The organism is Mesorhizobium sp. P171375 (assembly GCF_057786075.1).
Map to the genome: position 1 here is coordinate 1,658,195 of NZ_JBYNWF010000001.1, position 19,577 is coordinate 1,677,771.

The window sequence follows — 19,577 nt, forward strand, 5'->3', positions numbered from 1 at the left end:
CGCCGCATGAGCGCAGCTGAAAACGAAGTGGCGGCGGGGCGCGGCAGCGCTCGCGCCGTCGCTGTCGCATCATTCATCGGCCGCTTCCTGGCCATCGCGATCACGACCTATCTCGGTCTGCTCGCGGTGACCTTCTTCATCGGCCGTGTCATCCCGATCGACCCGGTGCTGGCGGTGCTGGGCGACCGGGCGCCTCTCAATGTCGTTGAGCGCACGCGCCGCGAGATGGGGCTCGACCTGCCGTTGATCGAGCAGTTCTACCTCTATGTGAAGGCTGCGCTGAACGGCGATTTCGGCACGTCGGTGCTGACCACCAATCCGGTCATGACCGACATCCGTCGTGCCTTTCCAGCAACTATCGAACTGGCGACTTTGGGAACTCTGATCGGCTCGGTCATCGGTGTGCCGCTTGGTGTGCTGGCAGCGGTTAAACGCGGCAGCCTGATCGACCAGATCGTGCGCGTCATCGGCCTGATCGGCTATTCCGTGCCAATCTTCTGGATCGGTCTTCTGGGGCTTGTCCTGTTCTACGCCAAGCTGCAATGGGTGGCTTTCCCGGCGCGGCTCGATGTCGTCTACGAATACACCTTCACGCCGATCACCGGCTTCTATCTTCTCGATGCCGCGATGCAGGGGCAGTGGGATGTATTCTATGACGCCTACCGCCACATCATCCTGCCGGCAGGGCTGCTCGGTTATTTCTCGCTTGCCTATATCAGCCGCATGACGCGCTCCTTCATGCTGAACGAGCTGTCGCAGGAATACATCGTCGCCGCACGCGCCAAGGGCCTGTCGGAAACGCGCATCATCTGGGGCCATGCGCTGCGCAACGCGGCCGTGCCGATGGTCACCGTAATCGCGCTCTCCTATGCCGGGTTGCTCGAAGGTTCGGTGCTGACCGAGACCGTGTTTTCCTGGCCCGGCATTGGCCTCTACATCACCAATTCGCTGCAGAACGCCGACATGAACGCGGTGCTTGGCGGCACCATCGTCATCGGTTCGGTGTTCATCGGCATCAATCTCCTGTCCGACCTTCTCTACAAGCTGCTCGACCCGAGGACCAAGACAGGATGAGTATCGCGACCGTCCAGACCCGTCGTGACTGGCTGCTCAGCGATCGGCCGCGGACGCAGGCAAGGCTCGGCCGCGCCTATGTCGCCTGGCGGCGCTTTTCCGCCAACCGGCTGGCGTTTCTTGGCCTGCTGATCATCATCGCCTTGCTGGTGGTCGCTGCCTTCGCCGATGTGCTGGCGCCCTATTCGCCGACCGTCGGCGATTTGAAGAACGCGCGGCTTTTAGCGCCGAGCAGCGCGCATTGGTTCGGCACCGACGATCTCGGCCGTGATATCTATTCTCGCATTCTCTTTGGCTCGCGATGGACGCTCTATGTCGTCATCCTCGTCGCCATCATCGCCGCTCCCATCGGCCTTTTGGTCGGCACCGTCGCCGGCTATGCCGGCGGCTGGACCGATGCCATTCTGATGCGCATCACCGATATCTTTCTTGCCTTCCCCAAGCTGATCCTGGCGCTGGCCTTTGTCGCAGCACTTGGACCAGGCATCGAAAACGCCGTGCTCGCCATCGCCATCACCTCCTGGCCGCCTTACGCCCGAATTGCCCGTGCCGAAACGATGACGGTTCGCAACTCGGATTACATCAAGGCGGTGCAGTTGATGGGTGCCTCGCCCTTCCGTATCGTGCTGCGCCACATCATGCCGCTCTGCATCTCCTCGCTGATCATCCGGGTGACGCTCGACATGGCCGGCATCATCCTCACCGCAGCCGGCCTCGGCTTCCTCGGCCTCGGCGCGCAGCCGCCGCTCCCAGAATGGGGCACGATGATCGCGTCCGGCCGCCGCTTCGTCCTCGACCAATGGTGGGTGGCCGGCGCGCCGGGCTTCGCCATCCTGATCGTCAGCCTCGGCTTCAACTTGCTTGGCGACGGTTTGCGCGACGCGCTCGATCCAAGGAGCGGGGACCAATGAACGGTGCGACAGGCACATTGCTGGAGGTCGACGATCTGCGCGTCGATTTCCCGACCCGCACCGGCCTCATCCAGGCGGTGCGCGGCGTCTCCTTCTCGCTCGGCCGCGAGCGGCTGGGCATTGTCGGCGAGAGCGGTTCCGGCAAGTCGCAGACCGGCCGCGCCATTATGGGGCTGACGCCGCCGCAGGCGCGGGTGTCGGCAAAGACGCTCGCCTTCGACGGCGCCGACCTTCTGGCCATGCCTGCCCGGCAGCGCCGGGCGCTGCGGGGCAAGCGCATTGCCATGATCCTGCAAGATCCGAAATATTCGCTCGACCCGGTGATGAGCATCGGCCGCCAGATCGTCGAGACGCTGCGCACGCATGAGAAGGTCTCAAAGGCCGAGGCGCGCGAGCGGGCGCTGGCCATGCTCGAAGCGGTGCAGATACGCGACCCCGCCCGCGTCTTCGACCTGCATCCGCACGAGGTCTCCGGCGGCATGGGCCAGCGCGCCATGATCGCCATGATGCTGATCGCCGGACCGGAATTGATGATCGCCGATGAGCCGACCTCGGCGCTCGACGTCACCGTGCAGCTCGACGTGCTCGGCATCCTCGACCGGCTGGTCAGCGAGCGCGGCATGGGGCTGATCTTCATCTCGCATGATCTGCGCCTGGTTGCCTCCTTCTGCGACCGCGTCATCGTCATGTATGCCGGCAAGGTGGTCGAGCAGCTCAAGGCGTCGGAACTGCGCGACGCCCAGCATCCCTACACGCGCGGCCTGCTCAACTGCATGCCCAGGATCGGCTACGAACGCCATCCGCTGCCGGTGCTCGACCGCAAGCCGGAGTGGGCGGCATGACTCCAGCCATTTCCATCGAAGGGCTGGAGGTGGTGTTCGACCGTTTTCGCGCGCTGAAAGGTGTCAGCCTGGAGGTGCAATCGGGTGATTCCTTCGGCCTGGTCGGCGAGAGCGGTTCCGGCAAGTCGACGCTCCTCAAGGCGATTGCCGGCCTCGTGCCGGCCAAATCCGGGACTATCACCGTCAACGGCAAGATGCTGGGAGCTCGCCGCGACAAAGCCTTTTATCGCGAAGTGCAGATGGTCTTCCAGGACCCCTATGGTTCGCTGCACCCGCGTCAGACCGTCGACCGCTTGCTGCAGGAACCGCTCGCCATTCACGGCTTTGCCGACGGCGAACAGCGTATCCAGCGCGCACTGGACGAGGTCGGCCTCGGCAACGGCTTTCGCTTCCGCTACGCGCATCAATTATCAGGCGGCCAGCGCCAGCGCGTCGCCATTGCCCGCGCCTTGATCCTCGAGCCCTCGATCCTGTTGCTCGACGAGCCGACCTCGGCGCTCGACGCCTCGGTGCAGGCCGAAGTGCTCAACCTTCTGGAAGAGGTCCGTCGTCGACGGAAGCTGACCTTCCTGATGGTTAGCCACGACCTCGCCATCATCACCCATATGTGCGAGCGGCTGATGGTGATGCAGAGCGGCGAGGCGGTAGAGAATCTCACCGCGAGCCAGCTGATCGGACACCGCGTGACCAAGGATTATACGCGCAATCTGCTCAGGGCGAGTGAGGGGTTTGTGCGCGGGTAGCGCGAGAGGTCGCGATCCGTCACACCCCCCTCTGTCCTGCCGGACATCTCCCCCGCAAGGGGGGAGATCAAATGTCGCGAATGGTTTCCCCAATCTCGTACGTTGCAAAAACGCGCGGCAGCGATGAAGCCGCTGATCTCCCCCTTGAGGGGGAGATGCCCGGCAGGGCAGAGGGGGGGTGGGCGGGAACGCGGAGTCCGAATATTGCCGCTCAGGCCGCCCCTTCCGCCAAAGCATCGCCTCCCTCGTCCGTCACCCTCGGTTCCTTGATCCTAAACCACGTCACATACAGCGCCGGCAGGAACAGCAGCGTGATCGCCGTGCCGGCGATGATGCCGCCCATCATGGCGTAGGCCATCGGCCCCCAGAACACTTCGCGCGCGATCGGGATCAGCGCCAGGCTCGCCGCCGCCGCCGTCAGCGCGATCGGGCGCATGCGGTGCTCGGTGGCCTCGATCACCGCCGCCCAGCGATCCTTGCCCTCGGCGACCAGATCCTCGATCTGCACGATCAGGATGACCGAGTTGCGGATCAGGATGCCGATCAGCGCCAGCACGCCGAGAATGGCGACGAAGCCGAGCGGCGCGCCGCTCGGCACCAGGGCCGCGACCACGCCGATCAGGCCGAGCGGCGCCACCGCTACCACCAGGAACAGGCGCTGGAAGCTTTGCAGCTGGATCATCAGGATGGTCGCCATGACGAACAGCATCAGCGGCACGACGGCGGCGATCGGTCCCTGGCTCTTGGCGCTTTCCTCGACCGAGCCGGCAGTTGCGACCGAATAGCCCGGCGGCAGCTTGGCGATGAAGGCGTCGACCGACGGCTTCAATTCATTGACAACGGTTGCCGGCAGCACATCGCCGACCAGGCCTGCGCGCACCGTGATCGTAGGAATGCGGTTGCGCCGCCACACCGTCGGCTGTTCGAGGTCGTAGCGGAAATTGGCCACCGCCGCGAGCGGGATCGCCTCGCCGTTGCCAGTCGGCAGCTGCATGTTCTGCAACGTGTCGATCGAGCCGCGCTCGGCCTCGCGCGAGCGGGCGATGACGTTGATCAGATAGGTGGCGTCGCGCACCTGGGTGATGGTGGCGCCGCCGACCGTGCTGTTCAGCGCGCTGGCGATGTCGGAGGAGGTGATGCCGAGCTGACGCGCCTTGTCCTGCAGCACGTCGACCCTCAGCACGCGCTGCGGCTCATTCCAGTCGAAAGTCGGCGCCGCCAGCTTCGTATTGACCGAGATCAGGCCGGAAAATTGCTGCGCCAGATCGCGCACCGTCTGGATGTCGGGTCCGCCGACGCGGTACTGCACCGGGCGCCCGACCGGCGGCCCGAGTTCAAGCGGCTTGACGAAGGCATCGGTGCCGACGAATTCCTCGCGCAGCAGCTTCTCCAGCACCGGCTTCAGCCGGTTGCGCGCCTCGATGCTCTTGGTGACGATGACGGTCTGGCCGAAATAGGGATTGGCCGGCTGCACGTCGAAGGCAAGCAGGAAGCGCACCGCGCCCTGGCCGATATAGGACGAGAAATGGTCGACGTCGGGATTGCCGGCCAGCGCCCGGCCTTCGAAGCGCTCGATCTGGTCGCGCGTCTCGGTGACCGACGAGTTCTGCGGCAGGTTCCAGTCGACAATCAGCTCAGGTCGGTCCGAAGGCGGGAAGAACTGCTGCTGGACGAGGCCGAAGCCGGCTATCGAGCCGGCAAACAACAACACCGTGACGAAGATCGTCAGCCAGTGGTGGCGCACCGAGCCCACCAGCACGCGCCGGAACAGGCTGGTGAAACGTCCGGGCTGTTCATGCTTCTGCTTCATCGTCGCAGGCAGGATGGTCACGCCCAACAGCGGCGCAAACAGCACCGCCACGATCCATGACACCAGGAGCGAGACCGCGATGACGACGAACAATGTAAAAGTGTATTCGCCGGCGGCGCTGTTGTTGAGACCGATCGGGATGAAGCCGGCGACCGTCACCAGCGTGCCGGTCAGCATCGGGAAGGCGGTCGATGTGTAGACATAGGTCGCCGCCTTGCGCAGATTGTCGCCGACCTCCAGCCGCGCCACCATCATCTCGACCGCAATCATGGCGTCGTCGACCAGCAGCCCGAGTGCGATGATCAGCGCTCCCAGCGAAATGCGCTGCAGCGAGATGCCGAGATAGGCCATGACCGTGAAGGTGATGGCCAGCACCAGCGGGATCGACAGCGCCACGACGAAGCCGGCGCGCATGCCGAGGCTGATGAAGGACACCGCAAGCACGATGGCGACGGCCTCGGCCAGCGCCCGGGTAAAGCCCGAAACGGCTTCCTCCACGATCACCGGCTGGTCGGCGACCAGATGCACGCCGACGCCGACCGGCAGGTCGGCCAGCACCTCGTCCATTTTCTTCTCAAGTGCGGCGCCGAATTCGAGCAGATTGGCGTTGGGCTTCATGCCTATGGCAAGCCCGATCGCGTCCTGGCCGTTGAAGCGGAACAGCGCCGTCGGCGGGTCGGCATAGCCGCGTCGGATCGTCGCCACATCGCTCAGCCGAAAGAAGCGGTCGTTGACGCGCAGATTGATGCCGCGCAGGCTCTCCTCGGAGGTGAACTGGCCGCCGACCCGCACGCTGACGCGCTCGGGTCCGGATTCGACGACGCCCGACGGCGTGATGGCGTTCTGCGCTTGCAGGCTGGCCACGATCGCCTGCTGGTTGAGGCCGAGGGCTGCGATCTGGCGGGTCGAGAATTCGAGATAGATGGCTTCGTCCTGGGCGCCGACCAGATCGACCTTGCCGGCATTGGGCACAGTCAGGATCTGAGTCCTGACATCCTCGACATAGTCGCGCAACTGGCGCGGCGTCAGGCCATCCGAGGTGAAGGCGTAGATATTGCCGAAGACATCGCCGAAGCGGTCGTTGAAGAACGGCCCCTGCACGCCTTGCGGAAATTGGGGCGCGATGTCGTTGACCATGTTGCGCACCTGGGTCCAGTTCGACACGACATCGCGCGCCTTGGTGGTGTCCTTCAGGTTGACGAAGATGACGGTCTTGCCGGCGGTGGTGACCGAGCGGGTGAAGTCGAGGCTGTCCAGTTCCTCGAGCTTCTTTTCGATGCGGTCGGTGACCTGCCGCACCGTCTCGTTGACCGAGGCGCCCGGCCAATTGGCCTGGACGATCATGGTCTTGATGGTGAAGTTCGGATCTTCCTCGCGGCCGAGATTGAGGTAAGCGAAGATGCCGGCGACAACGAAGACCAGCATGAAGTACCAGACCAGCGAGCGGTGGTTGAGCGCCCAGTCGGAGAGGTTGAACCCCTTCATGACGCCCCTCCTTGTGGAATCTTGACCTTCTGGCCGTCCACCAGGCTGTGGACGCCGGCGGTGACGACGCGCATCCCGGCCTCAAGTCCTTCGGCGACGATGAAGCTGGCGGCGCCCTTCGAGGCGATCTTGATGTCGCGCGTCGAGACGCTCGACGTCTTTTCATCGACGATCCAGACCTTGTCGCCGCCATTCTTCTGCAGCAGCGCCGACAGCGGCAGCTCGATCGTCGGCGCCACCTTAGCCACCCGTGTCGCCGTCACCGTCGAGCCGAGCCGGAAGGCCTGCGGCGGATCGGTGAGCGTCAGCTTGACGCGGCGGCTGCGGGTCGAACTATCGGCTTGCGGCGCGATCTCGCGTAGCGTGGCCTCGGTCTGGATCGACGGCAGCGATTGCAGGATGACCTCGAACGACGTGCCGACAGCCAGATCGCCGATCAATTGGTCGGGAATGTCGACCACCGCTTCGCGCAAATCCGAGCGCGCCACGGTGACGATGGTCTGGCCGGCCGAAACCGTCTGGCCGACCTCGGCGCCGGTGGCGGTGACGACGCCGTCGAAGTCCGAGAACAGCCTGGCATAGCCAAGCTGCTCCTGCGATTTGGCAAGCGCTGCCTTGGCCCGCTCGACGCCGGCTTCGGCCGCTTGCCTGGCCTGCTGCGCGGCATCGAAGACGGCCTGCGAGGTGTTGGCCGCGGCGAGCAACTGGCGCTGGCGGTCCTCGCTGTCGGCGGCGTTGGCGAATTGCGCCTCGGTATTGGAGAGTTCGGCCTTTGCCGCCTGTACGGCAAGCTCGAGCGCCGTCGGATCGAGCGTGGCGATCGTCGTGCCCTTGCTGACGATATCGCCGATCTTGACGTCGCGCGAGACGACGCGGCCGAGCAGGCGGAAGGCGAGGTCGGCGCTGACCTGCGGCTCGATGGAGCCGGCGAAGCCGAAGGCCCGCGTCGTCTGTGGCTCGATTACCATCGACAGCACCGGCCGGATGATCTCTGGCGGCTTTTCCTCCGATTTCGAGCAGCCGGCGAGCGCCGCTATTGCAGACAAGGCAGACACAAAGAGCAGGATACGCCGCCGCCTCATTGTCCGGCTCCCGAGATCTCGACCGCCTGTCCGGGGCTGAGCAACTGGCCACCGGCGGTGACGACGCTTTGTCCGACCTCCAGCCCCTTGTCGACGACGACCACGCCGGAATCGAAGGCCAGCACATTGACCAAGGCTGTCGCCACCGCCTTGGTCGAGGGATCGACAATCCAGACAGCCGGCTTGCCCTCGATCGAGGTCAGCGCCTGCCAGGGCAGGATGACGGCTTTCGCCGGTCTGGCGTTGACCGAGCCGATGACGGTGGCGCCGAGCGGCATGCCTTCCGGCGTGTCGGCAATGCCGACCTTGACCCGGACCGACCCCGAAGCCGGATCGACCGCCGGGGAGACTTCGCGCACCTTGCCCAAGGCCTTCACCTGCGGGTCGGCCAGCAGCGTGATCGTCACCGAGGGCGATGGCGCCGTTTTGGCGACCAGCGTTTCCTGGACATTGAACACCGCATCGCGGTCGCCGTCCTCGGCGACGGTGAAGACCGTCTGTGCCGCCTGCACCACTTGCCCGGCTTCGACCTGCCGAGCGGTGATGACGCCGGCAGCGCCCGCCTTGAGCTCGGTGAAGGACAGGTTCTCCCTGGCGTTGGAAAGCGCGCTCTGCGCCTGATCGACACTGCCTTGCGCCACCTTCTGCGCCTGGTCGGCCGCATCATAGTCCCGCCTGGTGGTAAAACCCTGGGCAAGCAGGGTTTTCTGCCGTTCGAAGGTGGCGGCCGCCTGGGTCAGTTGCGCCTGAGCGGCATCGAGATCGGCCTGCGCCGAGCGCAAATCGGATTCCTGTTCTTGCGGATCGATGCGGGCAAGCACGGCGTCCTTGTCGACATGCTGGCCGACATCGACGAGCCGTTCGGCGACGCGACCACCGACACGGAAGGACAGATTGTTCAGCGTGCGCGCCGCGATCACTCCGGTCAGCGAGGTCCGCGGCGCATAATCGGCCATGGCCACCGTCTTGGTGCGCACCATGATCGGCAGTTTCTTGGCCGCCGCCTCCTGCTTCTGGCAGCCGGCTAGAATGAACGGCGCGATCGCACAGGCGAGGAGGATGGGAGAAAACGAAAAAAGGCCTGAGGCCGGGGGCTGCGGGGCGGACGATGTCGCGTTTCTGCTCATAGGGTCCCTCACCGATCCGGAACGCTCATGACGGGTGAGCTGTCACAGACATCGGGAGGATAATCGATCCCAAGGAAAAGGAAACCGATCTCGTACGCGTATCGGTCAGCTGGTTAGGACCTGTCGACGTGCCGCGCACCGAGGGCAGGCCCAATCGCCGGGCGACGGTGCCGACTTGAGGAAAACGTGAAATAAGGCCAGAACAAGCTTGAGACCTGTCAAGCAAGAGCGGGCGCCAGCCCGGCGAGGGATGACCATGAAGAACGCAGCCATTTCCGAACGCAAGAACCAGTCGATTTCGCGCGGCGTCGGCATGACGACGCAGATCTACGCCGACCGCGCCGAGAATTCGGAGATCTGGGACGTCGAAGGCCGCCGCTACATCGATTTCTCCTCCGGCATCGCCGTCGTCAACACCGGCCATCGCCACCCCAAGGTGATCGAGGCGGTCAAGGCGCAGCTCGACCGCTTCACCCACACCTGCCACCAGGTCGTGCCATATGAGAGCTATGTCAGGCTGGCCGAACGGCTGAACGCCATGCTGCCCGGCAAGTTCGAGAAGAAAACCATCTTCGTCACCACCGGCGCCGAGGCGGTCGAGAACGCCATCAAGATCGCCCGCAACGCCACCGGCCGCCAGGCCGTCATCGCCTTTGCCGGCGGCTTCCACGGCCGCACCTTCATGGGCATGGCGCTGACCGGCAAGGTCGTGCCCTACAAGGTCGGTTTCGGCGCCATGCCGGGCGACGTCTACCATGCGCCGTTCCCGGTGCCGCTGCACGGCGTGTCGGTCGCGGATTCGCTGGCGGCACTCGACAGACTGTTCAAGGCCGATGTCGATCCGGCCCGCGTCGCCGCCATCATCATCGAGCCGGTCCAGGGCGAGGGCGGCTTTTACGACGCGCCGCGCGAGTTCCTGACCGCGCTGCGCAAGCTCTGCGACCAGCACGGCATGCTGTTGATCGCCGACGAGGTGCAGACCGGCTTTGCCCGCACCGGCAAGATGTTCGCCATGGACCATCACGAGGTTGCGGCCGACATCACCACCATGGCCAAGAGCCTGGCCGGCGGCTTCCCGCTGGCGGCGGTCACCGGCCGCGCCGAAATCATGGATGCGCCCGGCCCCGGCGGCCTCGGCGGCACCTATGGCGGCAGCCCGATCGGTGTCGCTGCAGCACACGCCGTGCTCGACGTGATCGAGGACGAAAAGCTCTGCGACCGCGCCAACACGCTGGGCGCTAGGCTGAAGCAACGGCTGCAGGCGATCCGTGACGACGTGCCCGAGATTGTCGATATAAGGGGCCTCGGCTTCATGAACGCGGTCGAATTCAACGACGTCAAGAAAGGCCTGCCGTCGGCTGAGATCGCCAACGCCATTCGGCTGAAGGCGCTCGACAAGGGCCTGATCCTGCTGACCTGCGGCGTCTACGGCAACGTCATTCGTTTCCTGGCCCCGATCACCATCCAGGACAACGTCATGAACGAGGCGCTCGACATTCTGGAAAGCTCGATCCGCGAAGTCTGCGCTGCTTAGTCGATATACATTGGGCTAGCCGGCAGCTCTGGCCGGCTCGTCCTGCTGGAAGGCGGCCAGCGCCGCCTTCAGCCCATCAGGGCCTTCCGCTACCGTCTGCGGCGTCGGCGAGAAGCCGGCGCCGAGCATCTTGCGGCCGAGCATATGGTCGCCGGGGCGATTGACCGATTCGATGCCGAGCAACCGACTTCCGGCATAGTGGTAGATCGAGAATTTGTTGTCGGCGAGATCGCCCAGCACGACATGGCTGTCGCCGCCTGACGTCAGCCCGACCATCTGCAACTTCATGTCGCCGATGTCCGACCAGAACCAAGGCACGGCCGAATAGCTGTCGGCGTGGCCGGTTATGGTGCGCGCGGCAAGCCGGGCCTGGTCGGTGGCGTTCTGCACCGATTCCAGCCGCACGTCGCCGCCGGTCGACCAGTGGCGGTAGGAAGCGGCGTCGCCGATGGCGAGGATGTCAGGCACCGAGCTGCGCATCTGCTGGTCGACGCGGATGCCATTGGCGACAGTCAGCCCGGCAGCCTGCGCCAGTTCGACATTCGGCACCGCGCCGATGCCGACAATGACCATGCGTGCCGGCAGCCTTTCGCCGGTGGAAGTGAGGGCGGCTGAGACATGGCCGTTTTCGCCCTCCAGCCTGGCAATGGTGGTGCCGGTGAGGATACGCACGCCCAGCGCCTCCAGCCGCTGGCGGACATGGCTCGCCACCACCGGCGCCACGGCGCGGCCGAGCAGCCGGTCGACGGCTTCGACCACGGTGACGTTGCGGCCGGCCACTCGCAGCGTCGCCGCAATTTCCAGCCCGATGAAGCCGCCGCCGAGAATGACGACATCGTCGCTCTGCCCACTGAGTTCGCGGATCAGCCGCGCATCGGCGATCGAGCGCAGCGACAGCACGCCCGAGAGGTCCCCGCCCGGCAGCGGCAGAAGCCGCGGCCGCGAACCGGTGGCCAGGATAAGGCGGTCGAAGGCAAGCGCGCCGCCGCCCACTATGTCCAGCCTGCGGTCTGCCGTATCGATGCGGTCGATTCGGATGCCCGGCCTGAAGTCGATGGTGCTGCCGGTGTAAAAAGCCTCGCCGCGCAATGGCTGCGCCTTGGCCTCGGCATCCTTGATGAAGGTCTTCGACAAAGGCGGCTTGTGGTAGGGCAGCTCGTTTTCGTCGCCGATCAGGATGACCGGTCCGTCATAGCCTTCCTCGCGCAGGCTGGCGGCCGCTTGCACGCCCGCATGACCCGCACCGACAATGACGACACCGTTCTTCATCGCAACCCGAATTCCTGTTTCAAATCTGGAGCATGATGCCGAAAAGTGTGAAGCGGTTTGCGGACGACATCATGCTCTCTGATTGTGAGCTGTTCCGCCAGATGGCGATTGTCTGCCGCCGTCGCAAGAGCCCAGGTCCGGGTCGCACCCGGAATGGTCGTCTGTCAATCTCGGTGTCTCTCACCCAAGGCTGCCGGGGATACGATTTAAAGTTGATAGTCCTAGTTTAGAATAATTCTAAACTGTTGTTTCAATTGAATTTTCTGGGGTTCGCCAGTTGACTTCCAGCGCCGCCATCGCTTTATGGAGGCTCGCGCGTCAGCGCATCCCTTTGATGTTTGGGCCTTGAACCCGTTCGATTGGAGGCATTTGGTGTCTTTCTACCGTGAGCCGCGCAACGGCGCGGCATCCGTTGTGACGTATGGCATGCCTGTGTCCTGGCACCGTTTGGCACGCGCGCCTTTTAGCGAATTCCCTTTGAACTGGAGAATGATGATGACAGCACGATATGGCGGCAGGCTGGCTGCGATCGGTGCCACGGCAATGTTGACGGCGGCGGTTTTCATCCTGCCGGCCAAGGCGGCGGAGACCGACGCCAAGGCGGTCATCAAAACCTATTCCGACATCGCGCTGGCCAAGTACGAGGATTCGCTGACCACCGCGCAGGCGCTCGACAAGGCAGTCGACGCGCTGCTCGCCAATCCATCGGCCGACACGCTCAACGCCGCCCGCGATGCCTGGAAGGCGTCGCGCGTGCCTTACCAGCAGACCGAGGTATATCGCTTCGGCAACAAGATCGTCGACGACTGGGAAGGCAAGGTGAACTCCTGGCCGCTGGACGAAGGCCTGATCGATTATGTCGCCAAGAGCTATGGCACCGAGTCCGATGCCAACGCGCTCTACACCGCCAATGTGATCGCCAACAAGGAAATCGAGATCAACGGCAAGAAGGTCGACGCCTCGAAGCTGACGCCGGAGTTCCTCTCCGGCACGCTGCAGGAAGCCGGCGGCATCGAAGCCAATGTTGCGACCGGCTATCATGCCATCGAATTCCTGCTCTGGGGCCAGGATCTGCACGGCACCGGCCCGGGCGCCGGCGAGCGGCCCTATACCGACTATGACCTCAAGAATTGCACCGGCGGCAATTGCGACCGCCGCGCGCAGTATCTGAAGTCGGCCAGCGACCTGCTGGTCTCCGACCTACAGGAGATGGTCGGCAACTGGAAGGAAGACGGCGCCGCCCGCAAGAACCTCCTCGACGGCCAGCCGAACACCGCCATTTCGGTGATCTTCACCGGCATGGGCTCGCTGTCCTACGGCGAACTTGCCGGCGAGCGCATGAAACTCGGCCTGCTGCTGCACGATCCGGAAGAGGAGCACGACTGCTTCTCCGACAACACCTACAACTCGCATCTCTATGACGCGATCGGCATCCGCGCCGCCTATCTCGCCAGCTACGCGCGCCTCGACGGCACCGTCGTTTCGGGCCCGTCGGTGCACGATATGGTCAAGGCGGCCGATCCGGCGATCGACAAGGAACTGTCCGACAAGCTCGACGTGTCGGTCGCCAAGATGGAGGCGATCAAGGCGCGGGCTGTGGCCGGTGAGGCCTATGACCAGCAGATCGCCGAGGGCAACACCGAAGGCAACGCCACGGTGCAGGCGGCAATCGACGCTCTGGTCGACCAGACCAAGTCGATCGAACGCGCCGTTGGTGCCTTGAAGCTCAACGACATTGCTTTTGAGGGTTCCGATAGCCTTGATGCACCGGAGAAGGTGTTCAAGTAACACCCCAACCAACCACCAGCCAAACGGCGCGGAGGAGGCGCCGTCAGCCAGAGCCAATCCATGCTGATCTGCCATTGCAATATCATCACCGAAAAGGAGATTGAGCAGACGATCGTCGATCTGCTGGATCAGGATCCCTGGCAGCTCATAGTGCCGGCGAAAGTCTATCACACGATGCAAAAGCGCGGTCGCTGTTGCGGCTGCTTCCCAAATGTGGTCGAAACGATCATTCGGGTCACCGAAAATTACCACGCCCGCTCGGAGGCGAGCGGCGACATCGTTTCACATCTGGATCGCGTTAGAGGCCTGCGCGTCCAATACGGGAGCAGAACCCATGAAAGGCGAAAAGCAGATCATAGAGCGGCTTAACGAAGCTCTTTTCCTGGAGCTCGGCGCCGTCAATCAGTACTGGGTGCACTTCCGTCTGCTGGAGGACTGGGGATACGCCAAGCTGGCAAAGAAGGAACGCGCCGAATCGATCGAGGAAATGCACCATGCCGATCGGCTGGTGGCCCGTATCATCTTCCTCGAAGGCCACCCCAATCTGCAGTCCGTGGCGCCTTTGCGCATCGGCCAGAATGTCAAGGAAGTGCTCGAATCCGATCTTGCCGGCGAATATGACGCGCGCACCGCCTACAAGCGTTCGCGCGAGATCTGTGAAGAAGCAGGCGACTACGTGACGATGAAGCTGTTCGAGGAATTGCTGGCCGACGAGGAAGGTCATATCGACTTCCTCGAGACGCAGCTCGACCTGCTGGCCTCGATCGGCGAGGAAAAGTACGGCCAGCTCAACGCCGCATCGGCGGATGAGGCGGAATAGGACCATGCGGGAATGCGGCGCCTCCTAGATTTTCCGCGCCGCTTGCGGCGGGCTAACGGCCTGCCGCTCCTCAAAAACCCGCGATACCAGCCGTTTCGCGGGCTTTCGATTGCCATCCTTGCGATTGTTTCGGCCCCGGCGCTGGCTGGTGCTGTGGACCCGGCCGGCCTCGCCACCAGCCGCACCGACCTGACGCCGAAGGATCAGGCCCGCGTCATTGCAGTCACCAGGCCGACCGCCGATTTCTCCAAACCGGAAGCCTTCGAAACGATGCAAGGCGGCGCCGGCACCTCGCGCAAGCAGGTCGACCGCGACGCCTTCTCGCAACCCTCTGAAAACATCACCTTCGAGGAAGAGAGCAATTTCAAGCTCGGCAATGCGCTTTTTCGCAAGAACTGGGTGTCGTCGCCGTCCTCGACCCAGGCCTCGGATGGTCTCGGGCCACTGTTCAACGAGCGTGCCTGCCAGAATTGCCATTTGAAGGACGGCCGCGGCCGTCCGCCGTCAGCCGACAGCCGCACCACCTCGATGTTGCTACGGCTGGCGCGCGATGCCAGCACAGCGGAGGAAAAGGCCGAGATCGCCGGGCACAAAGTGTTGAACTTCCCCGACCCTGTCTACGGCACGCAATTGCAGGAACTGGCGGTTCCCGGCCTCAAGGGCGAAGGCCGCATGCGTGTCGACTATGGCGATGAAAAGGTTGCGCTTGGCGACGGCACCGTCGTTTCGCTGCGCAAACCGAGTTATGCCATCGATGGTCTTGGCTACGGCCCGCTCGATCCGCACACCACAGTGTCGCCGCGGCTGACGCCGCCGATGATCGGCCTTGGCCTGATCGAACAGATCGCACCGGCCGATATTCTTGCCCACGCTGATCCGGACGACCGCGATGGCGACGGCATTTCCGGCAAACCCAACATCGTACGCGACGTCAGCAGCGACGAACTGACACTCGGCCGCTTCGGCTGGAAGGCGCAAACCGCCTCGATCCGCCGGCAGGCGGCAGAAGCCTTTGACGGCGATATCGGCATTTCGACGCCGGAAGAGCCCAACCATTGGGGCGATTGTACTACGGCCGAAAAGGCCTGCCTCGCCATGCCGAACGGCGTCCAGAAGCGGCTCGGTACTGTCGAGGCGCCGTCGCCGGTGATGGACCTTGTCACTTTCTATTCGCAGAACCTTGCCGTGCCGGCGCGGCGCGATGTCGGCGATCCCGCCGTGCTCGCCGGCAAGAAACTGTTCTACGACATGGGCTGCATCTCCTGCCACACGCCGAAATTCGTCACCATGCGCGGCGCGCCCAACAAAGCGCAAGCCTTCCAGCTGGTCTGGCCTTATTCCGACTTCCTGCTACACGACATGGGTCCCGGTCTCGCCGATGGCCAGGTCGTTGGCGAGGCGACGGGCCGCGAATGGCGCACCCCGCCGCTCTGGGGCGTCGGGCTCACCCAAACGGTCAACGGCAACAGCTTCTTCCTGCATGACGGGCGTGCGCGTACGCTTACCGAAGCTATCCTCTGGCACGGCGGCGAGGGGCAGAAGGCGCGCGACCGCTTTGCCGCTACCGATGCGGCCGACCGCAATGCTCTCATCAAATTCCTGGAGTCACTCTGATGCTGAAGCGCTTTTTGCCTGCCCTCGCGCTAGCGCTGGCCATGTCCTGCCCGGCATCGGCCTCGGTGAAAGCCTCCGACGTCATCCAGGGCGCGATCGACGGCTTTGTCCGTCCCGCCTATGCCAGTCTGCATGATCATGCGGACGGCCTAGCCAAGGCCATGGACGCGCTTTGCCAGGCACCTTCGCAGGGTAATCTCGATGTCGCGCATGCCGAATTCTCGGCCACGGTCGCAGCCTGGTCGTCGGCCGAAATCATCGGCTTCGGGCCGATCAAGGAGAACAACCGGCTGGAGCGCATGCTCTACTGGCCGGACCGCAAGAGCATCGGCCTGAAGCAGGTGCAGGCCGCTCTGGCCGCCAAGGACCCGACCGCCACCGACCCGGCGCAGCTGGCGGGCAAGAGCGTCGCCATGCAGGGGTTAGGGGCGCTGGAGTTCGTGCTCTATGGCGATGGCTCCGAGGCGCTCGCCGGCAAGGACGATCCGTACCGCTGCGCCTACGGCGCGGCGATTGCCAAGAATATCGAGACGATGGCCGCCGACGTCGACGCAGCCTGGAAAAAGCCGGACGGCTTTGCGGCCCTGTGGGCCAATCCGGGACCCGACAACGCGCTCTATCGCGATGGCACCGAAGCGGTGACCGAACTGGTCGGCATCTTCATCAACGAGTTGGAGATGGTCCGAGACGTGCGCCTCAAGGGTTTTCTCGGCGCCAAGCCGGATGCCGACAAGCCAAGGCAGGCGATCTTCTGGCGCTCGCAGAACACCGGCCTGTCATTAGCCGGCAATCTCTCAGGCATCGACACACTGTTTGAGGCCTCGAAGCTCGGCGACGCGTTGCCGGAGGATGCACGCTGGATGGCGGAATCGATCCATATCCAGCTGGTCAACGGCATCGCCACCGCCAGGTCAGCCCAGGGCCCGATCGACAAGGCGCTGGCCGATCCGGCGCAGCGCGAGAAGCTCGAGCATTTCGCGCTGATCACCTCCAGCCTGTCAGGCTTGATCGGCACCAGGTTGACGGCCGAATTCGGCCTGACCGCCGGCTTCTCCTCGCTCGACGGAGACTGATCATGAGGACGCCACTGATCGATCGCCGCGATTTTCTGAAGGCTGCGGGCGCTGGCTTCGTCACGGCAATGGCGCCGCCGGCCTGGGCAAACACGCTCAGCACGGATGCGGTCTTTGCCACCGCCTTCGTCAAGCGCGACGGCAGTTTTGGCGCGGCTATGCTGTCGGAAGCCGGCAAACTACTGCATGCGATCGACCTGCCCGACCGTGGCCACGACGTCACCTTCGATCCGGTATCGAAGCGCTCCGTGGTCTTCGCCAGACAGCCCGGCACCTTCGCTGTGGTCTTCGACCACACCGGCCGCGAAGCGCCGCAGACCATTGCCAGCATCACCGGTCGGCACTTCTTCGGCCATGGCGTGTTCTCGGCCGATGGGGCGATGCTCTACGCCACCGAGAATGATTTCGACAATGCCGCCGGCGTCGTCGGAATCTACGACGCACGCGCCAAATTCAGCCGCATCGGCGAGTTTCCGACCTATGGCATGGGGCCGCACGAGCTTCTGCTGCTTGGCGACGGCAGGACGGTCGCCATCGCCAATGGCGGCATCGAGACCCATCCGGACTATGGCCGCGCCGAACTCAACATCGCGACGATGAAGCCGTCTTATGTGCTGGTCGACCGCATCACCGGCGACCTCATCGAAAAACACGAGCTGCCGGCTTCCCTGCACCAACTGTCGATCCGCCACATGGATGCCGATGCGTCCGGCACCATCTGGTTCGGCTGCCAGTATCGTGGTCCAGGCACCGACCGTCCGTTGCTGGTCGGCCGCGCTGCCCGTGGCAAGGACCTGCAACTGATCGACATGCCGCAGGACGTGCTGTCCGGCTTCAAGAACTATATCGGCTCGGTCGCGGCCAATCCGGCCGCCGGAACGGTCGCCGTGTCGTCGCCGGAAGGCAATTCGCTGGCCGTGATCGATGCCGCCAGCGGCAAGATCGTCGCCACCAAGGTGCTGGTCGAGGTCTGCGGCCTGGCACCCGACGGGCCGGGCTTCATGGCGACGACAGGTGCTGGCGAAATCATCGAAGGCAGCGGCACGACGCGCTCCGAGCCCGATTATGTCTGGGACAACCACATGCTGCGCATCGCGCCGGCGGCGTAAGCCGTCCGGCCTACGCCGAAGCGAAGCCGCTTAACAATTTACACGCTGGCTCTTGCGGCGGCGAGCCATGGCGGGCAGAGGGAGACTGTTTTTCGAACCGGTCGCCCATGAAACTGCTTGCCATCGACTGTGCCGCCAATCTCTGCGCCGCCTGCGTCTATGACGCGGCGGCCGGGAAGGAGCTCGGCCGTTCCGTGCGCGATCTCGGCAAGGGCCATGCCGAACACTTGATGGCCGTGATCGACGAAGCGCTGAAGGCCGGCGGTACAGACTACGCCGGCCTTGGCGCCGTTGCGGTCTCGATAGGCCCGGGCTCCTTTACCGGCTTGCGCGTCGGTGTGTCGGCGGCCCGCGGCCTGGCGCTGGCGTTGAAGATCCCCGCGATCGGCGTGACAACGCTGGAAGCACTGGCGGCAGAAGCAAGCGCGGCATTTCCCGGCCGCCCGGTCCTGTCGGCGCTCGACGCCGGCCGCGAGGAGATCCATGCCGCGTTTTACGATGCGGAAGCGATTTTGCGCTATGGTCCGGCGGTGACCACACTTGCGCAAGCCGCGGGAATGGCGGCGAACAATCGTCCGGTGCTTGCCGGCACGGCGGTTGAGCAGATCGCCGCGGCGGTCGGACGCATCTTCGATATCGGCCCGACATCGGCAACTGCCGACATTGCCGTCTACGCCCGGCTGGCAGCGGCAAAAGGCGAGGGCGAAAAACCGAAACCGCTCTATCTGCGCGGCGCCGACGCCAAGCCGCAGGCGGGGTTTATTTTATCGCGGCAGGACAAATAATGCGCATTCCCTTCCTCCAGCCGCGCCGCAGGGACTATGCGCTCGAACCGCTGACCATCGCTGACAGCCCGGCGGTCTCGGCGCTGCATCGCGAGGACTTCGTCCGGCCGTGGACCGATGGTGAGTTCGCCGCGCTGCTCGAGCAGGACACCGTGTTCGGCTATGCCGCGCGTGAGATCGGCCAGGGCGCCAAGCCGCCGGTCGGCTTCGTGCTGGCCAGGCTTGCTGCCGGCGAAGGCGAGATCCTGACCGTGGCGGTGGCGCGCTCGCATCGCCGCCAGGGGCTCGGCTGGCAGCTGATGGATGCGGTGCTGCGCGAACTGCACGCGCAGCGCGCCGAGGCGCTGTTCCTCGAAGTCGACGAGACCAATGTCGCCGCGATCGCCCTCTACCGACGGCTCGGCTTCCGCCAGGTCGGCCACCGCGCCAATTATTACCGCTCGACCGAACATGGCCCGACCGGCGCGCTTGTCATGCGCCGCGATCTTCGTTAGCGCAGAACGCGGGATAA

Annotated in this window: 17 protein-coding genes; 13 read left to right on the forward strand and 4 right to left on the reverse strand. The window is 64.4% G+C overall.

All coding sequences use genetic code 11. The annotated features are described in order from the left end of the window. Window positions 1-6: 6 nt before the first annotated feature. Genes ACYHH6_RS08065 through ACYHH6_RS08080 form a run of 4 tightly spaced genes read left to right on the forward strand, consistent with a single transcriptional unit; the run spans window position 7 to window position 3,570 of the window. Window positions 7-1,074, forward strand: a complete 1,068-nt coding sequence (locus ACYHH6_RS08065; protein WP_352587100.1) for an ABC transporter permease — start codon at window positions 7-9, stop codon at window positions 1,072-1,074. Further along, window positions 1,071-1,985 (forward strand): nickel transporter permease, encoded by a 915-nt coding sequence (gene nikC / locus ACYHH6_RS08070; RefSeq protein ID WP_352587103.1) that lies wholly within the window; start codon window positions 1,071-1,073, stop codon window positions 1,983-1,985. Before ACYHH6_RS08065 ends, nikC begins: the two co-directional genes overlap by 4 nt. Beyond that, on the forward strand, window positions 1,982-2,827 hold the full coding sequence (locus ACYHH6_RS08075) for an ABC transporter ATP-binding protein (protein WP_352587106.1): 846 nt from the start codon (window positions 1,982-1,984) through the stop codon (window positions 2,825-2,827). The genes nikC and ACYHH6_RS08075 overlap by 4 nt, the downstream gene beginning before the upstream one ends. Next, on the forward strand, window positions 2,824-3,570 hold the full coding sequence (locus ACYHH6_RS08080) for an ABC transporter ATP-binding protein (RefSeq protein ID WP_352587109.1): 747 nt from the start codon (window positions 2,824-2,826) through the stop codon (window positions 3,568-3,570). The genes ACYHH6_RS08075 and ACYHH6_RS08080 overlap by 4 nt, the downstream gene beginning before the upstream one ends. A 211-nt stretch (window positions 3,571-3,781) precedes the next feature. Here ACYHH6_RS08080 and ACYHH6_RS08085 read toward each other — a convergent pair whose 3' ends face one another. Genes ACYHH6_RS08085 through ACYHH6_RS08095 form a run of 3 tightly spaced genes read right to left on the reverse strand, consistent with a single transcriptional unit; the run spans window position 3,782 to window position 9,074 of the window. After that, on the reverse strand, window positions 3,782-6,865 hold the full coding sequence (locus ACYHH6_RS08085; protein ID WP_352587112.1) for an efflux RND transporter permease subunit: 3,084 nt from the start codon (window positions 6,863-6,865) through the stop codon (window positions 3,782-3,784). Then, window positions 6,862-7,947 (reverse strand): efflux RND transporter periplasmic adaptor subunit, encoded by a 1,086-nt coding sequence (locus tag ACYHH6_RS08090; RefSeq protein ID WP_352587115.1) that lies wholly within the window; start codon window positions 7,945-7,947, stop codon window positions 6,862-6,864. Before ACYHH6_RS08090 ends, ACYHH6_RS08085 begins: the two co-directional genes overlap by 4 nt. Further along, entirely contained in the window at window positions 7,944-9,074 is a 1,131-nt protein-coding gene (locus ACYHH6_RS08095) for an efflux RND transporter periplasmic adaptor subunit (RefSeq protein WP_352587118.1), read from the reverse strand. Before ACYHH6_RS08095 ends, ACYHH6_RS08090 begins: the two co-directional genes overlap by 4 nt. A gap of 256 nt (window positions 9,075-9,330) precedes the next feature. On the opposite strand from ACYHH6_RS08095, the gene ACYHH6_RS08100 reads away from it, so the two are divergent. Further along, window positions 9,331-10,608, forward strand: coding sequence for a 4-aminobutyrate--2-oxoglutarate transaminase (locus ACYHH6_RS08100; RefSeq protein WP_142868528.1), 1,278 nt, complete (start codon window positions 9,331-9,333; stop codon window positions 10,606-10,608). Between the two features lie 15 nt (window positions 10,609-10,623). Here ACYHH6_RS08100 and ACYHH6_RS08105 read toward each other — a convergent pair whose 3' ends face one another. Beyond that, a complete protein-coding gene (locus tag ACYHH6_RS08105; RefSeq protein ID WP_352587121.1) occupies window positions 10,624-11,877 on the reverse strand; it encodes an NAD(P)/FAD-dependent oxidoreductase in 1,254 nt (417 codons plus the stop codon). A gap of 495 nt (window positions 11,878-12,372) precedes the next feature. On the opposite strand from ACYHH6_RS08105, the gene ACYHH6_RS08110 reads away from it, so the two are divergent. The 8 genes from ACYHH6_RS08110 (at window position 12,373) to rimI (ending at window position 19,560) form a co-directional block, all read left to right on the forward strand. After that, complete coding sequence (locus ACYHH6_RS08110) at window positions 12,373-13,665, forward strand: imelysin family protein (protein WP_352587124.1); 1,293 nt, start codon at window positions 12,373-12,375, stop codon at window positions 13,663-13,665. Between the two features lie 60 nt (window positions 13,666-13,725). Further along, window positions 13,726-14,034: a (2Fe-2S)-binding protein gene (locus tag ACYHH6_RS08115; protein ID WP_112566456.1), complete on the forward strand. Its 309-nt coding sequence runs from the start codon at window positions 13,726-13,728 to the stop codon at window positions 14,032-14,034. Next, on the forward strand, window positions 14,000-14,485 hold the full coding sequence (gene bfr / locus ACYHH6_RS08120) for a bacterioferritin (RefSeq protein ID WP_142868533.1): 486 nt from the start codon (window positions 14,000-14,002) through the stop codon (window positions 14,483-14,485). Before ACYHH6_RS08115 ends, bfr begins: the two co-directional genes overlap by 35 nt. A gap of 12 nt (window positions 14,486-14,497) precedes the next feature. Beyond that, window positions 14,498-16,099 (forward strand): di-heme oxidoreductase family protein, encoded by a 1,602-nt coding sequence (locus ACYHH6_RS08125; RefSeq protein WP_352587127.1) that lies wholly within the window; start codon window positions 14,498-14,500, stop codon window positions 16,097-16,099. Then, window positions 16,099-17,172 (forward strand): imelysin family protein, encoded by a 1,074-nt coding sequence (locus ACYHH6_RS08130; RefSeq protein WP_352587130.1) that lies wholly within the window; start codon window positions 16,099-16,101, stop codon window positions 17,170-17,172. The genes ACYHH6_RS08125 and ACYHH6_RS08130 overlap by 1 nt, the downstream gene beginning before the upstream one ends. Window positions 17,173-17,174: 2 nt before the next feature. Continuing rightward, window positions 17,175-18,281 (forward strand): DUF1513 domain-containing protein, encoded by a 1,107-nt coding sequence (locus ACYHH6_RS08135; protein WP_352587133.1) that lies wholly within the window; start codon window positions 17,175-17,177, stop codon window positions 18,279-18,281. Between the two features lie 107 nt (window positions 18,282-18,388). After that, complete coding sequence (gene tsaB / locus ACYHH6_RS08140; RefSeq protein WP_352587136.1) at window positions 18,389-19,066, forward strand: tRNA (adenosine(37)-N6)-threonylcarbamoyltransferase complex dimerization subunit type 1 TsaB; 678 nt, start codon at window positions 18,389-18,391, stop codon at window positions 19,064-19,066. Further along, a complete protein-coding gene (rimI, locus tag ACYHH6_RS08145; protein ID WP_112566442.1) occupies window positions 19,066-19,560 on the forward strand; it encodes a ribosomal protein S18-alanine N-acetyltransferase in 495 nt (164 codons plus the stop codon). The genes tsaB and rimI overlap by 1 nt, the downstream gene beginning before the upstream one ends. The last annotated feature ends 17 nt before the right edge of the window (window positions 19,561-19,577 follow it).

Bases quoted from the DNA above. Each gene is read 5' to 3' on its own strand.
- ACYHH6_RS08095 (WP_352587118.1), bottom strand. From the start codon at position 9,074: ATGAGCAGAAACGCGACATCGTCCGCCCCGCAGCCCCCGGCCTCAGGC.
- ACYHH6_RS08080 (WP_352587109.1), top strand. From the start codon at position 2,824: ATGACTCCAGCCATTTCCATCGAAGGGCTGGAGGTGGTGTTCGACCGT.
- ACYHH6_RS08090 (WP_352587115.1), bottom strand. From the start codon at position 7,947: ATGAGGCGGCGGCGTATCCTGCTCTTTGTGTCTGCCTTGTCTGCAATA.
- ACYHH6_RS08130 (WP_352587130.1), top strand. From the start codon at position 16,099: ATGCTGAAGCGCTTTTTGCCTGCCCTCGCGCTAGCGCTGGCCATGTCC.
- ACYHH6_RS08115 (WP_112566456.1), top strand. From the start codon at position 13,726: ATGCTGATCTGCCATTGCAATATCATCACCGAAAAGGAGATTGAGCAG.
- ACYHH6_RS08125 (WP_352587127.1), top strand. From the start codon at position 14,498: ATGCGGCGCCTCCTAGATTTTCCGCGCCGCTTGCGGCGGGCTAACGGC.
- tsaB (WP_352587136.1), top strand. From the start codon at position 18,389: ATGAAACTGCTTGCCATCGACTGTGCCGCCAATCTCTGCGCCGCCTGC.
- ACYHH6_RS08105 (WP_352587121.1), bottom strand. From the start codon at position 11,877: ATGAAGAACGGTGTCGTCATTGTCGGTGCGGGTCATGCGGGCGTGCAA.
- ACYHH6_RS08075 (WP_352587106.1), top strand. From the start codon at position 1,982: ATGAACGGTGCGACAGGCACATTGCTGGAGGTCGACGATCTGCGCGTC.
- ACYHH6_RS08135 (WP_352587133.1), top strand. From the start codon at position 17,175: ATGAGGACGCCACTGATCGATCGCCGCGATTTTCTGAAGGCTGCGGGC.
- bfr (WP_142868533.1), top strand. From the start codon at position 14,000: ATGAAAGGCGAAAAGCAGATCATAGAGCGGCTTAACGAAGCTCTTTTC.
- ACYHH6_RS08085 (WP_352587112.1), bottom strand. From the start codon at position 6,865: ATGAAGGGGTTCAACCTCTCCGACTGGGCGCTCAACCACCGCTCGCTG.
- nikC (WP_352587103.1), top strand. From the start codon at position 1,071: ATGAGTATCGCGACCGTCCAGACCCGTCGTGACTGGCTGCTCAGCGAT.
- ACYHH6_RS08100 (WP_142868528.1), top strand. From the start codon at position 9,331: ATGAAGAACGCAGCCATTTCCGAACGCAAGAACCAGTCGATTTCGCGC.
- rimI (WP_112566442.1), top strand. From the start codon at position 19,066: ATGCGCATTCCCTTCCTCCAGCCGCGCCGCAGGGACTATGCGCTCGAA.
- ACYHH6_RS08110 (WP_352587124.1), top strand. From the start codon at position 12,373: ATGACAGCACGATATGGCGGCAGGCTGGCTGCGATCGGTGCCACGGCA.
- ACYHH6_RS08065 (WP_352587100.1), top strand. From the start codon at position 7: ATGAGCGCAGCTGAAAACGAAGTGGCGGCGGGGCGCGGCAGCGCTCGC.